This is a genomic window from Rhizobium sp. AN68 (assembly GCF_030758035.1).
Classification (GTDB): domain Bacteria; phylum Pseudomonadota; class Alphaproteobacteria; order Rhizobiales; family Rhizobiaceae; genus Agrobacterium; species Agrobacterium tumefaciens.
This window is the reverse complement of sequence record NZ_JARWMI010000002.1, coordinates 1,652,215-1,665,572: the sequence shown is the minus strand read 5'-3', so window position 1 is coordinate 1,665,572 and position 13,358 is coordinate 1,652,215. Positions and strand designations below refer to the sequence as shown.

Annotated in this window: 11 protein-coding genes; 3 read left to right on the top strand and 8 right to left on the bottom strand. The window is 59.2% G+C overall.

Annotated features, from left to right (window positions below):
* Positions 1-5 precede the first annotated feature (5 nt).
* The 5 genes from RBH71_RS11000 to RBH71_RS10980 all read right to left on the bottom strand — a co-directional run bounded on the left by RBH71_RS11000 (position 6) and on the right by RBH71_RS10980 (position 6,784).
* Positions 6-878 carry a carbohydrate ABC transporter permease gene (locus RBH71_RS11000; RefSeq protein WP_013761441.1) on the bottom strand — a complete coding sequence of 291 codons (873 nt, stop codon included), beginning with the start codon at positions 876-878 and terminating at the stop codon, positions 6-8.
* Positions 879-1,049: 171 nt separating this feature from the next.
* Positions 1,050-2,363, bottom strand: coding sequence for an ABC transporter substrate-binding protein (locus tag RBH71_RS10995; RefSeq protein ID WP_013762306.1), 1,314 nt, complete (start codon positions 2,361-2,363; stop codon positions 1,050-1,052).
* 143 nt (positions 2,364-2,506) lie between these two features.
* A complete protein-coding gene (locus tag RBH71_RS10990) occupies positions 2,507-3,460 on the bottom strand; it encodes a sugar-binding transcriptional regulator (protein WP_323687288.1) in 954 nt (317 codons plus the stop codon).
* A gap of 261 nt (positions 3,461-3,721) precedes the next feature.
* Complete coding sequence (locus tag RBH71_RS10985; protein WP_003518082.1) at positions 3,722-5,572, bottom strand: ABC transporter ATP-binding protein; 1,851 nt, start codon at positions 5,570-5,572, stop codon at positions 3,722-3,724.
* A gap of 48 nt (positions 5,573-5,620) precedes the next feature.
* Positions 5,621-6,784, bottom strand: coding sequence for a M20 aminoacylase family protein (locus tag RBH71_RS10980; RefSeq protein ID WP_003518084.1), 1,164 nt, complete (start codon positions 6,782-6,784; stop codon positions 5,621-5,623).
* 305 nt (positions 6,785-7,089) lie between these two features.
* On the opposite strand from RBH71_RS10980, the gene RBH71_RS10975 reads away from it, so the two are divergent.
* The 3 genes from RBH71_RS10975 to RBH71_RS10965 all read left to right on the top strand — a co-directional run bounded on the left by RBH71_RS10975 (position 7,090) and on the right by RBH71_RS10965 (position 10,799).
* Entirely contained in the window at positions 7,090-8,799 is a 1,710-nt protein-coding gene (locus tag RBH71_RS10975) for a peptide ABC transporter substrate-binding protein (protein ID WP_323687287.1), read from the top strand.
* A 76-nt stretch (positions 8,800-8,875) separates the two neighbouring features.
* Positions 8,876-9,886: an ABC transporter permease gene (locus RBH71_RS10970; RefSeq protein WP_003518086.1), complete on the top strand. Its 1,011-nt coding sequence runs from the start codon at positions 8,876-8,878 to the stop codon at positions 9,884-9,886.
* Positions 9,879-10,799 carry an ABC transporter permease gene (locus RBH71_RS10965; protein ID WP_013762302.1) on the top strand — a complete coding sequence of 307 codons (921 nt, stop codon included), beginning with the start codon at positions 9,879-9,881 and terminating at the stop codon, positions 10,797-10,799. Before RBH71_RS10970 ends, RBH71_RS10965 begins: the two co-directional genes overlap by 8 nt.
* A gap of 36 nt (positions 10,800-10,835) precedes the next feature.
* Here the strand turns inward: RBH71_RS10965 and RBH71_RS10960 are convergent, their stop codons facing one another.
* From RBH71_RS10960 to RBH71_RS10950, 3 genes are all read right to left on the bottom strand, one after another.
* Complete coding sequence (locus RBH71_RS10960; protein ID WP_111800880.1) at positions 10,836-11,186, bottom strand: ribbon-helix-helix domain-containing protein; 351 nt, start codon at positions 11,184-11,186, stop codon at positions 10,836-10,838.
* 71 nt (positions 11,187-11,257) lie between these two features.
* Complete coding sequence (locus RBH71_RS10955) at positions 11,258-11,824, bottom strand: DJ-1/PfpI family protein (RefSeq protein ID WP_003518089.1); 567 nt, start codon at positions 11,822-11,824, stop codon at positions 11,258-11,260.
* A 95-nt stretch (positions 11,825-11,919) separates the two neighbouring features.
* Positions 11,920-13,317: an amidase gene (locus RBH71_RS10950; protein WP_111800881.1), complete on the bottom strand. Its 1,398-nt coding sequence runs from the start codon at positions 13,315-13,317 to the stop codon at positions 11,920-11,922.
* Positions 13,318-13,358: the final 41 nt, after the last annotated feature.

Here is a 13,358-nt window from a genome sequence, read left to right as displayed (position 1 = left end):
TCTCCTTAACGGTCGAGGTTCTTGCCGACGGCGCGCATCAGGAAGATGGCGACGATATTGGCGAGCACGACGGCGATGATGCCACCGGCCGATGCGCCGCCGACGTCGTAGCCCAGAAGCGCCGTGCGATAGATGAGGAAGGCAAGGTTGGTCGAGGCATAGCCGGGGCCACCATTGGTGGTGACGAGGATTTCCGCGTAAACGCCGAGCAGGAAGATCGTCTGGATGAGGATGACGACGGTGATGGCGCGGGCAAGATGCGGCAGCGTCAGGTAGATGAAGCGGTTGATGAAGTTGGCGCCATCCATCTCGGCCGCTTCCTTCTGCTCGCCATCGAGCGACTGGAGGGCGGTGAGCAGGATCAGCGTGGCAAAGGGCAGCCATTGCCAGGCGACGATGATGATGATGGAGAGCAGCGGAAACTGCGCGAACCAGTCGACCGGCTGCAGGCCGAAGAAGCGCGACAGATCGGCAAGCACGCCGTAACCGGGATGCATGATCATGTTCTTCCACACCAGCGCCGCGACAGGCGGCATGACGAAGAAGGGCGAGATGATCATGATGCGCACGATGCCCTGACCGAAGATGTCCTGGTCAAGCAGAAGCGCAATCGCAATACCGCCGATGACGGTGATCAGAAGCACGCCGCCGACGATGGCAAGCGTGTTGAAGATCGACTGGAAGAAGGCCGGATCGGTATAGAAATACTGGTAATTGAACAGGCCCGCAAAGCTGACATTGGCAGGGTTGAGCAGATTGTAGTTCTGGAACGAAAACCACAGCGTCATCGCCAGGGGCACGATCATCCACACCAGCAAAAGCAGCACCGAAGGCGCAAGCATAACCCGCGCCAGACCGCTCGTGTTTCGTGTTGCCATTGCACTAACCTCCCCATGGGCTCGGGCATCACGAAATGCCCCGGCATATCCGGAAGAACCGGCTCATTCCAGTTTTGATTTGAAAGGCTTAAAGGCCGCCGCGCAGCTCGCGGCTTGCGCCCCCAAGGTTCGCTGCCCGGCATTGGCGCCGGACAGCGATCTTCAGGAGGATTACTTGATGTAACCGGCGCGGGTCATTTCACGCGTCGCTGTCGACTGGGCGCTGGCAAGCGCATCGTCGACACTGGACTGGCCGGCAACGACCGCCGAGAACAGCTGACCGACCGTGGTGCCGAGCGCCTGGAATTCAGGGATCGCCACGAACTGACCGCCGGTGTAAGGCACGGGCTTTACGGTCGGTTTGGTGATGTCGGCGGCATCCATCGCAGCAAGCGTCGGCTTGGCGAAGGCGGCTGCTTTTTCATAGTCAGCATTCTTGTAAAGCGAGGTGCGGGTACCCGGAGGCACGTTTGCCCAGCCTTCCTTGGCAGCGACGAGTTGGGTATATTCCTTGCTGGTTGCCCAGGAGATGAACTTCTCGGCGGCATCCGCCTTCTGCGAGCTCTTCGGGATAGCAAGGTTCCATGACCACAACCAGTTGCCGTGGTTCTTCAGCTCGCCATGCGTCGGGAAGAGCGCATAACCGACCTTGTCGGCAACGGTCGAATCCTTCGGGTTTGAAACGAAGGAAGCAGCCACCGTGGCATCGATCCACATGCCGCATTTGCCCTGCTGGAACAGCGTCAGGTTTTCGTTGAAGCCGTTGGAGGAAGCACCCGACGGACCGGCATCCTTCATCAGATCGACGTAGAACTGAAGAGCGCTCTTCCATTCCGGCTGATCGAACTGCGGCTTCCAGTTCTCATCGAACCAGCGGCCGCCAAAGGAGTTGGTGAGCGCGCTGATGAAGGCCATGTTCTCGCCCCAGCCAGCCTTGCCGCGCAGGCACATGCCGTTAATATCCGTCTTGCGATCGGTAATCTTGCGGGCAGCGTCACCGATGAATTCCCAGGTCGGGTTTTCAGGCATCTTCAGGCCGGCTTTTTCAAACAGGTCCTTGCGATACATGATCATTGCGGATTCGCCGTAGAACGGCGCCGCATAAAGCTTGCCTTCGCTGGAAAGACCACCACGGATCGCCGGCAGAATATCATCCACGTCGTATTTGTCGCCAAGCTTTTCGAGCGGCAGCAGCCAGCCCTGCTTAGCCCAGATCGGCACTTCATAGTTGCCGATGGTCATGATGTCGTACTGACCGCCATTGGTGGCGATATCGGTCGTCACGCGCTCGCGCAGGACGTTTTCTTCAAGCGTGACCCATTCCACCTTGATGTCGGGGTTCTTGGTGGTGAAGTCGGAGGTCAGACCCTGCATTCGGATCATGTCGCCGTTGTTGACGGTGGCGATGGTCAGCGTTTCGGCGGAAGCAAGGGTCGAAAAGGCGAGTGCCGAGCATGCGCCCAGCAAAATGGTCTTCAATGTCATATCTTCCTCCCAGAAGAAATTTATGAGCATTCGCTTTGCTCTGGGGCATTTACTCACCCGCAGCCGAAAAAAGTCAAGCAACATCCTGTGCTGCGGCGCACATGGAAAAATCAAACTATTGATTTTAATGGATTAATTTTTGCTCAGCGTGTGAGCAAATATTCACTTGTCGCTTCGTCGGTGATGAGGCCGTTCAAAAGACCACCCCTCAGTGCCGCGAGAATCGAGGCATTCTTGCGCGCGCCCTGCGCCATGCCGATGACCGTGCAGGTCTCTCTGGACGGAATGGGAACGGAGGCGACGCGCTCGTTGACGGAATGGTCGAGAATGCGGCCGTTGGCATCATACATCCAGCCGCAGATTTCGCCGATCGCACCGCTTGCCATCAGGGCCTTCATCTCGTCGACACCGAGAAAACCATCAACGCTGAGCGGTGCATTTTCTCCCAGTTCGCCGACGCCGACGAAGGTGACATTGGCGGCTGCACCCAGCGCCAGCGTGGAGCGCACCATGGACTGGTCGTGCAGCAGTTCCCGCTCTTCCGCAGACGAGCAGAGAACCGGCAGCGGCATCGGGAAATGCCGCGCCTTGATGGCATCGGCCATACTGAAGATGACGTTGTAATAGGCGGCCGATCCATCCGGCCCGATATTGCCTGTCAGTGACACGATGCGGTGCTGCGGACATTCCATCGGCGGCAGTTGGTCCACAGCCGCCTTCAGCGTACGGCCCGTGCCGATGGCAAGCACGATGGGATCGGCATTTTTTAGCCAGCGCTCGATTTCCGCCGCGCCGGCCTCGGCAATGCCGACCGTGGAGGAAACGCCAGCGGGATCGCTCGGCACCACCTCGATATATCTAAGGTCGAATTTCTGCTTCAGCCGCTCCGCCTTTTCGAGACAGGCGGCGATGGGATGATCGAGCCGGACCTTGATCAACCGCTCGGCGACGGCCAGCGATACTAGCCGCTGCGCCGATTGCCGGGATATGCCCATGGCAGCGGCGATCTCGTCCTGCGTGCGGCCCGCGACATAATAAAGCCAGCCAGCACGCGCCGCATCATCCAGCCGTCCATGTGCGTCGTTCCGTCTGGCCATGCCGCCGCCCTCTAAGAATTATGCTCGAGCATTTGCTGGCATTTTTTCAGGCCGCCTGTCAAACGGCACAGCGACTGAGCGAAGCGTTTGGCGGGACCGGGCACCTCTAAAGAAGATGCAAAACATTTCCTCCGTCATGCTCGGGCCTGTCCCGTGCATCTGCAATGCACCGATTTACGAGACATTGGCAGATCCTCGGCACAAGACCGAGGATGACGTCGTGAACACAGAGGCACCTATCCCTGCGCAGTTTCCTCTATATCAAGCCGCTTCCTGCACCAGATGCCCTTCCGAAACCTCGCGGTAATGGCGTTGCGGCGGAACATAGTTCACAGGACGGATCGGGCTTTTGATCTCGTCCGTTGCCATGTTGCGCCTGATCTGGCGCCGGGCCGGATCCGGCACCGGAACGGCGGACATCAGCTTTTTCGTATAGGGGTGCTGCGGATTATCGAAGACGGCGGCGCGTGGGCCGATTTCGACGATCTCGCCGAGATACATCACCGCGACACGATGGCTGACACGCTCCACCACAGCCATATCGTGGGAAATGAACAGGAAGGCGAGGTTGAGGCTCTGTTGCAGATCGAGCAGCAGGTTACAGACCTGCGCCTTGATGGAGACATCGAGCGCCGACACCGCTTCATCGGCAACGATGACCTTGGGGTCAAGCATCAGCGAACGGGCAATGGCGATGCGCTGGCGCTGGCCGCCGGAAAACTCATGCGGGAAGCGCCGCATCATATCCGGGCTGAGACCAACCTTCTCCATCAGGTCCGCCGCCTTTTCACGCGCCTGCGCCTTCGGTCCAAGCCGGTGTTCGATGAAGGGCTCCATGATCGCCGTCCCGATGCTCATGCGCGGATCGAGACTGGCGAAGGGGTCCTGAAAGATCATCTGCACGCTGCGGCGCATGGTGCGCAACGTCGTCTTGTCGAGTTTCATCACCTCGTAACCGTCGAGCGTCACGTTACCGGAGGTCGGTTCGATCAGCCGGGTGATCGACCGCCCCGTGGTGGACTTGCCGCAGCCGGATTCACCGACCAGCGATAGTGTCTCGCCCTCAGCCAGATCGAAGGAGACCTTCTCCACCGCATGCACGGCACCGGACTTGCGGCCGAGAAGACCGGAGCGGATATCGAAGCGGGTCGTCAGGTCCCGGACCGAAAGAATGGGCGTGCGACCACCGGAAACCGTGTTCCTGACCTCTTCGACCGGTTGGCTTTCGCCGGTCTTGATATCGATGATCGGAAAACGGGCGGGCAGTACCCGCTCTTTCATCGAACCGAGCTTCGGCACCGCCGAAAGCAGGGCGCGTGTATAGGGATGGTTCCCGCGATGGAAGATATCGTCCGTCGTGCCGGTTTCCACCACGTCACCGCGGAACATGACGATGGTGCGGTCAGCCACTTCCGCCACCACGCCCATATCATGGGTGATGAACAGGACCGACATGCCCTCCTCTTCCTGCAATTGCTTGATAAGGTCGAGAATCTGGCCTTGAATGGTCACGTCGAGCGCCGTCGTCGGCTCGTCTGCAATCAGGAGCTTCGGCTTGGAGGCAAGTGCCATGGCAATCATCACGCGCTGACGCATGCCGCCGGAAAACTGGTGCGGATAGTCGTCGAAACGGTTCTTCGCATTGGGAATGCGGACTTTTTCCAGAAGCCTGACAACTTCGGCCTTGGCAGCAGATGAGGAAATATCCTGGTGCACGGTCAGCGCTTCGGCGATCTGCTTGCCGATCGGGAAGATCGGATTGAGGCTGGTCATCGGCTCCTGGAAGATCATCGAAATGTCCTTGCCGCGAACCTTGCGCATCTCCTCTTCCGGAAGTGCCAGCAAATCGCGCCCGCCGAGCATGACCTTGCCCTCGATGCGGCTCGTTTTCTTATCGAGAAGCCGCATGATCGACAGCGACGTCACGCTTTTACCCGAGCCGCTCTCGCCAACGATCGCCACCGTCTCGCGGGGCGCAATGTCGAAACTCATATTGCGGACCACCGATTTCCAGCCGCCATCAACGCGGAAGGACGTGGTCAGATTTTGAACCGAAAGAACCGGACTTACCGAACCGCCGGTCTGTTCCATGGATGTTGCCGCCAAAAGCATGCCGATCTCCTGAAAAGCGAAAGGCGGCCGTGAAGGCCGCCGGATGTCTTACGCAGCAAGCGCGGTTTCGGCCATCGAGACCCAGTAGCTGATGCCGTAAGGCAGGGCCTCGTCGTTGAAGTCATAGGCGGCATTGTGCAGCCCGGCCGTGTCGCCGTTACCGATGAAGATGAAGGCGCCGGGGCGTGCTTCCAGCATGTAGGAAAAATCTTCCGCGCCCATATGCGGGTTGGGATTGGTGTTGACGGCGTTTGCGCCTGCCACACCTGCCGCCACGCTGGTTGCGAATTCGGTTTCGTCATTGTGATTGAAGGTGACGGGATAACCGCGATCGTATCTCACCTCCGCCGTCGCGCCATGCGCCATGGCGGTGGCTGTCGCCACTTCCTTCAACCGTTTTTCGGCGAAATCGCGGGTTTCCGGCAGCAGGGTGCGCACCGTGCCGGTCAGCGTCACCGAACCGGGAATGACATTGCCCGCTGTGCCGCCGTGGGTAGTGGCGACGGTGACGACCAGCGATTTCAACGGGTCCGTTTCCCGCGAGACGATGGATTGCAGGGCGATGATGATATAGGCCGAGGTCAGCACCGGATCGACGGAAAGATGGGGGGCCGCCGCATGGCTGCCCTTACCGGTAATGACGATCTCGAAACTATCCGCCGCCGCCATCGTCGAACCCTTGCGGATGGCGAAATTGCCGACCGGAATGCCCGGCTCGTTATGCATGCCATAGACCTGAGAAATGCCGAATTTCTCCATCATGCCGTCGTTCAGCATGGCAAGTGCCCCTGCGCCACCCTCTTCAGCCGGCTGGAAGATGACGGCCACGGACCCTTTGAAATTTCGGGTCTCGGCCAGATATTGCGCCGCACCCAAAAGCATGGCCGTGTGCCCGTCATGGCCGCAGGAATGGGCCTTGCCCGGAACCTTGGAAGCCCAGGGCTTGCCGCTGGTTTCGAGGATCGGCAGCGCATCCATGTCGGAGCGGAAACCGATGGTCGGGCCGTCTCCGTGCCGCCCCTTGATGATGCCCACCACGCCGGTCTTGCCAATGCCGGTTTCGACGATATCGCATCCGAAGGATTTGAGTTTCTCCGCCACGAATTTCGAGGTTTCGAAGACGTCGTAGAGCAGCTCCGGCGTCTCGTGCAGGTGGCGCCTCCAACCGGCTACTTCTTCCTGCATCTCGGCCACACGGTTCAATATCGGCATTCCCATTTTTCCTTTTTTTGTTCCCCGCCGGGTTGTCGGGAACCATATTGCGTTTGGAATTTCTGCTTTTGCAAGTATGAATTTCGCTAGATGAGTGAAAAATAGGCCCGAAGCCAATCGGCTCAAATTTTGTTCATCAATCAGAGTTTGGGGCTTGCATTTCAAAAAAACTGACAATAGCATCACTGGGAACGGAAGAATATTCGTTAGCAAAGTCAAACACTTAAAACAAAAGACTTGCAAATGGCGTTGAGGAAAAGCGTCAAACATTCAAACAGATAAAATCTTCAAAGGGGAAAATCACAATGAAGAAGCGCAGCGTTCTCTTTGCCAGCACGGTGGCGGCCTTGGCCATGGCAGGCTCTGCCGCCCATGCCGAGCGTGGCAGTGACGGCGAACTGAAAATTCTTTTCTGGCAGGCTGTATCGACACTCAACCCATATCTTTCCGCTGGCACGAAGGAAGTCTACAGCTCGTCCATGGTGATCGAGCCGCTGGCGCGCTACGACGAAAAAGGCGAGCTGGTGCCGATGCTGGTGAGCGAAATTCCGACGGTCGACAATGGCGGCATCGCGAAAGATCTGCTCAGCATGACGTGGAAACTGAAGAGCGACGTCAAATGGTCTGATGGCACGCCCTTTACCGCTGACGACGTCATCTTCACCTGGAAATATTGCATCGCACCGGACGGCGGCTGCGCGCAGGCGGCACAATATGAGGGCGTGAAGAACGTCGAGGCGGTCGACGCCCACACCATCAAGATCACTTTCAACGAACCGAAGCCCTACCCCTATTCCGCATTTGTTGGCGCACAATCGCCTGTCATCCAGAAGAAACAGTTTGAAAAATGCGTCGGCGCTGCGGCTCCCGGCTGCACATCCGCCAATTTCGGCCCCATCGGCACCGGCCCCTTCGTGGTCAAGGATTTCAAGCCGAACGACGTCATCAGCTTCGTGGCCAACCCCAATTATCGCGATCCGGCCAAGCCCGCCTTCGCCACGGCTACCCTGAAGGGCGGCGGCGATGCAGCTTCCGCTGCACGCGCCGTTCTTGAAACCGGCGAATTCGACTACGCCTGGAACATGCAGGTGGAGCCGGAAATTCTGGCCACCATGGTAGCTGCCGGCAAGGGCAAGCTGGAAACTGCCTTCGGCACGCAGGTCGAGCGTATCAATCTCAACTGGTACAACGCCGATCCTGCGCTGGGTGACAAGCGCTCCACCAAGGAAGGCGGCCCGCATCCGGCCCTTTCCGACCCGGCCGTGCGCCGCGCGCTCTCGCTTGCCATCGACCGCGATATTATCGATGAGGCAGGTTATGGCGAGGCAGGCAAGCCGACCTGCAATATCGTGCCGGCTCCGGAAGCCGTCGCTTCGACCAAGAATGACAGCTGGTGCCTGAAACAGGATCTGGAAGGCGCAAACAAGCTGCTGGACGATGCGGGCTGGGTAAAGGGCGCCGACGGCATCCGCGCCAAGAACGGTGTGAAACTGTCTTTCCTGTACCAGACCTCCACAAACTCCGTTCGCCAGGCCACGCAGGAACTGGTGAAGGACATGTGGTCACAGATTGGCGTTGCTTCCGAACTGCGCAATGTCAGCGCCTCCGTCTTCTTCGGCGGCGATCCGGCAAGCCCCGACACCTTCCAGAAATTTTTCGCCGACGTTGAAATGTACACCAACAATTTCGACGGTACCGACCCGGAAAAATATCTGGCGGAATGGCTATGCGACAAGATCCCGGCTCCGGCTAACGGCTGGCAGGGCCAGAACATTCCGCGTTATTGCAACCCGGAATTCGACAAGCTGGTAGGCGAACTGTCCAAAACCGCAGACCTTGCCAAGCGCGGTGAGATTTCCAAGCAGCTGAACGATATGCTGACCGAAGAAGGCGCGCATATTCCGCTCATCCATCGCGGCAGCGTCTCCTCGCATTCGTTGACACTCGAAGGCGTTCGCATGAACGCCTGGGATCTGGAACTCTGGAACGTCGCGGACTGGTCCCGCAAGAAGTAACCCGCAAATGCGCGGTCGCCCCTGACGGGGGGACCGCGCTCATTTTGCGAGACCCTGACGGTCTGGAGACTTTCCGATGTTTACCTTTACGCTCCGGCGGCTTGCCTTTGCCGTACCGACGTTGCTCGTCATTAGCTTCGTCATCTTCGCCCTGCTCGATCTGGCGCCGAATGATCCGACCGGCGACCTGCCGCTGACCATTCCGCCCGAAGTGCGCGAGCAGATCCGCGCCTCGCTCGGTCTCGACCAGCCCTTCTTCATCCGTTACATGCTGTGGCTGCAGCAATTCTTCATCAATGAACCGCTGAACCTGTTCGAGAAGCTGACAGGCTGGCAGATCGGCGACGGCAGCCGCATGCGTGTGCTGTCCTGGGCAACGCGCAGCCCGGTGGTCGATCTTGTCATCCAGCGCATGCCGCAAACGCTTTGGGTCGTCGGCCTTGCCTATCTCTTCGGCGCGCTTCTGGCGATCCCTATCGGCGTCATTTCCGCCTACAAACAATATTCGATCTTCGATCAGATCGGCACCTTCGTCTCGATGGTGGGTTATTCGGTTCCCACCTTCTTCACCGGCGTGCTGCTGGTCGTCATCTTCAGCTCCTATCTGCAATGGTTCCCTTCCGTCTACGACACCAATCTGCAGGTGACTGACTGGGGAAGCCTCGTGGCACAGATCAAACAGATGTTCATGCCGGTTCTGGTGCTGACCCTTTACAACGTCTCACAGATCAGCCGTTTCGTGCGCGCCTCCATGCTGGACAATCTGCATCAGGACTACGTGCGCACCGCGCGTGCCAAGGGCGTGAAGGAAAAATCCGTTCTGCTCGTTCACGTCCTGCGCAACAGCCTTATACCCGTCGTCACCGTCATCGCACTCGGCGTGCCGACGATCTTTTCCGGCGCCATCATTACCGAACAGATTTTCCGCGTGAACGGGCTTGGCCAATTGCTGATCACCGCCGTTCAGGGCGCGGATATTCCGCTGGTGCAGACGCTGACCTTCATTTTCGCGGTGCTTATCGTGCTCTTCAACCTGATTGCCGACGTGCTTTACGGCATTCTCGACCCGAGGATCCGCTATGACTGACGCCACCCTCGCAGCACCAGCCGTTGCCGCCACGCCTGTGCAATCGGCACTTGCCGATATCTGGAAACAGTTCCGGGTCCACAAGGGCGGCGTGGCAGGCCTGTTCGTTTTCATCTTTATTTTGCTTGCGGTCTATGTCGGGCCCTATATCCACACTGTCGCGCCCAATGCCATCAATGTGAAGGAACGCAACCAGTGGCCGTCGCTGGCGCATCCCTTCGGCACCGACAATCTGGGCAAGGACATGCTGGCGCAGGTGCTGGCGGGCGGGCGCATCTCGCTTGCCGTCGGCATCACCGCCATGCTGCTGGCGCTGTTTCTCGGCACGCTGGTGGGGGTGCTGTCAGGCTATTTCCGAAGACTTGACGGGCCGCTGATGCGGCTGACGGACCTGTTCCTGGCCCTGCCGCTGCTGCCACTGCTGCTCGTCATTCTCATGCTGTTCCGTGATACGCTGCGTGCCGCCTTCGGGCCGGAAACCGGTATCTTCATCCTCATCGTCTTCGTGATCGGGGTAACCAGCTGGATGCATACCGCACGCATCGTGCGCGGCGACGTGCTGACGATCAAAAGCCAGGAGTTTATCATGGCGGCGAAATCGAGCGGCATGCGCGAATACCGCATTATCCTGCGCCATATCCTGCCGAATGTGTTGAGTTCGATCATGGTCTCAGCCACACTCGGCATCGCCTCGGCCATCATCACGGAATCGGCGCTGTCCTTCCTCGGCCTCGGTTTTCCGTCCGACTTTCCGACCTGGGGACGGCTGTTGTTCGATGGCGCCAACTTCCTGCAGCTGACGCCCTCGCGCGTGCTGTGGCCTGGACTGGCAATCTCGCTGACGGTTCTGAGCGTCAACTACATCGGCGACGCCGTGCGTGATGCGCTTGATCCAAGGGCGCTTAAGAGCTGAGGCGAAGGGCGCGGTGGCTGCGCCCTTCCCTTTACCTCAGTGATAATTCATCTTTTCCGCGTCGAGAATGCTGTCTGCATCCAGCGCAGCAATCGCAATGTCGCTGCGCGCCGGAATATCGCCGGAAAGCTGCAAGGCCAGATAACGCCCGCAGCAGACTCGTAAAAACGAGGTGAAGTTGCCGAGATCATGCCCGGCATCGATCGATTCATTATAAAGCTTGGCAATGAGCTGCGCGCTGTTCATGCCATCGCGGCGTGAAATCTCGTCCAGAGTCGTCCAGAAGAAGTTTTCAAGTCTGACGCTGGTGACCATGCCATCGATCCGCAAAGACCGGGTATGGCTTTCCCAAAGCGTCGGGTCTGCCTTGATGAAAAGCTTGCACATTGTGTCCTCCCTCAGCAAGCTGCAGAAGATAGACGGGAAACGGGACCGGTAAAAGCCCCATTCCGCCGGCCTTATCTGCCGAGCACCGCCATGAATTGCGAAAGCCATGCCGGATGCGCCGGCCATGCGGGCGCAGTCACCAGCTTGCCGTCGGTAACCGCCGCATCGATGGCGATATCAGCATAGGTGCCGCCCGCCAGTTCCACCTCGGGGCGGCAGGCCGGATAGGCCGAGCAGGTGCGGCCCTTGAGGACACCCGCAGCCGCCAGCAATTGGGCACCGTGGCAGACGGCCGCGACCGGCTTGTCAGCCTCGAAGAAATGCTTCACGGCGGCAAGCACATCCGCATTCAGCCGCAGATATTCCGGCGCGCGACCACCCGGAATGACCAGCGCGTCGTAATCCGCGACCTTGATATCGGCAAAAGTTGCGTTGAGCGCGAAATTATGGCCGCGTTTTTCTGAATAGGTCTGGTCGCCCTCGAAATCATGGATCGCGGTCGCGATCGTCTGACCAGCCTTCTTGCCGGGGCAGACGGCATGCACCGTGTGACCAACCGCAAGCAGCGTCTGGAACGGCACCATGGTCTCGTAGTCCTCGGCGAAATCGCCGGTGATCATCAAAATCTTCTTCGGCATGCTTGCTCCTCCCATTTCGAATGCCCGGGGCACCGTAACAGGAGGGGCGGAGAAGCGGGTATTATGGCTATACTACAGGGCCGATAAAGACGGGATCAGCGCGCTTTGGGCGGCTCCGGCCAGCGCCGAACACCGCCGCCCCAATCCTCGAAGGCCTTGGAAAGCTTGAGAACGAGCAGATCCGCGTAACGCGGGCCGACGATCTGCAAGCCGATGGGCATCCCGGATTTCGAGAAGCCGCAATTGATCGAGGATGCCGGCTGTTCCGACATGTTCCAAGGGACGGTGAAGGCGATATGTTCGAAGGGTCGCTCGGGATCGTTGGTGGGCGAGGCCCAGTCGGCCGGATAGGAGACGATGGGATTGACGGGTGAAATCACCACATCAACCGACTGCATCAACCGCCCGCAGGCTTTGCGCATTTCCATGGTCTGGTTGAAACCGAAAACGGCACGCGCGCCGGAAACATCAGCGCCCTTCAGCGCCCATTCGTGAATATAGGGAAGGATCGCCGCGCGTCGTTCGTCACTCAGCGCCGCCATATCGCCCCAGAATTTCGCCCGCCAGAAATCATCCAGCCCATCCAGCATGTCCCGAGACAGAACCGGCTCGACCGGGACCACGATGGCACCTGCATCTTCGAACAGCTTTGCGGACGCCACAACAGCATCCCGCACCTCATCGTCCAGGGCCAAGCCGCAGCCGGCATCCAGCATAAGGCCGATCCTCAGGCCCTTTACGTCGATATCGAGGCCCATCCAGTTGATATCGTTGGGCGGCAGCGCGGTGCCGTCGCGCCAGTCGGGGCGGGAAAGCGTGGCCATGGCATAGGCGGCGTCAACGACGGTGCGAGTCATCGGCCCGGCGCAGCGGCCTGTATAATAGGGATCAACGGGTATGCGGCCCTGGCTGGGCTTGAAGCCGAACAGCCCCGTCCACCCCGCCGGTAGCCGCACCGAGCCGCCAATATCCGTGCCGATATGCAGGGTGCCGTAACCCGCAGCACCGGCAGAAGCCGCACCCGCACTGGAGCCGCCGGGGTTCTGTGTCGGGTCCCACGGGTTGCGGCTGAGCTTGTGAAAACTGGAAAGGCCCGATGACAACATGCCGTAATCCGGGCAGGTGGTCTTGGCGTAAAGGATGGCGCCGTCCTCGCGGCAGCGGGCCGCAACCGGCGCGTCTTCCAGAGCCGGCACCAGTTCCACCGCTTTGGTGCCAAGCGGAACTGGCTGGCCTTTGGTGGCGATCAGTTCCTTCAGCGACACCGGAATCCCATCGAGGGCCCCGAGCGTTTCACCTTTTTGCCAGCGCGTCGTTGAGGCCAGCGCCTGCTTGCGGGCATCCTCGGGATCATAGGCGTAAAGCGCGTTCACCGTGGGCTCGAATGCGTCGATACGTGCCTCTACCGCCTGCCAATATTCCGATGGCGACAGCTTCTTTTGCCCGTAAAGCGCCAGGATTTCGAGCGTGTTGAGGTGTATGAGATCGGTCATAAGCTTCGTCTCGTCAGAAAACAGATAATATGGGCGAAATA

What these genes read in the sequence shown, in the direction of transcription:
- RBH71_RS10955 (WP_003518089.1), bottom strand. Translation starts at nt 11,824, where the DNA reads ATGCCGAAGAAGATTTTGATGATCACCGGCGATTTCGCCGAGGACTAC.
- RBH71_RS10970 (WP_003518086.1), top strand. Translation starts at nt 8,876, where the DNA reads ATGTTTACCTTTACGCTCCGGCGGCTTGCCTTTGCCGTACCGACGTTG.
- RBH71_RS10985 (WP_003518082.1), bottom strand. Translation starts at nt 5,572, where the DNA reads ATGCTTTTGGCGGCAACATCCATGGAACAGACCGGCGGTTCGGTAAGT.
- RBH71_RS11000 (WP_013761441.1), bottom strand. Translation starts at nt 878, where the DNA reads ATGGCAACACGAAACACGAGCGGTCTGGCGCGGGTTATGCTTGCGCCT.
- RBH71_RS10990 (WP_323687288.1), bottom strand. Translation starts at nt 3,460, where the DNA reads ATGGCCAGACGGAACGACGCACATGGACGGCTGGATGATGCGGCGCGT.
- RBH71_RS10965 (WP_013762302.1), top strand. Translation starts at nt 9,879, where the DNA reads ATGACTGACGCCACCCTCGCAGCACCAGCCGTTGCCGCCACGCCTGTG.
- RBH71_RS10975 (WP_323687287.1), top strand. Translation starts at nt 7,090, where the DNA reads ATGAAGAAGCGCAGCGTTCTCTTTGCCAGCACGGTGGCGGCCTTGGCC.
- RBH71_RS10980 (WP_003518084.1), bottom strand. Translation starts at nt 6,784, where the DNA reads ATGCCGATATTGAACCGTGTGGCCGAGATGCAGGAAGAAGTAGCCGGT.
- RBH71_RS10950 (WP_111800881.1), bottom strand. Translation starts at nt 13,317, where the DNA reads ATGACCGATCTCATACACCTCAACACGCTCGAAATCCTGGCGCTTTAC.
- RBH71_RS10995 (WP_013762306.1), bottom strand. Translation starts at nt 2,363, where the DNA reads ATGACATTGAAGACCATTTTGCTGGGCGCATGCTCGGCACTCGCCTTT.
- RBH71_RS10960 (WP_111800880.1), bottom strand. Translation starts at nt 11,186, where the DNA reads ATGTGCAAGCTTTTCATCAAGGCAGACCCGACGCTTTGGGAAAGCCAT.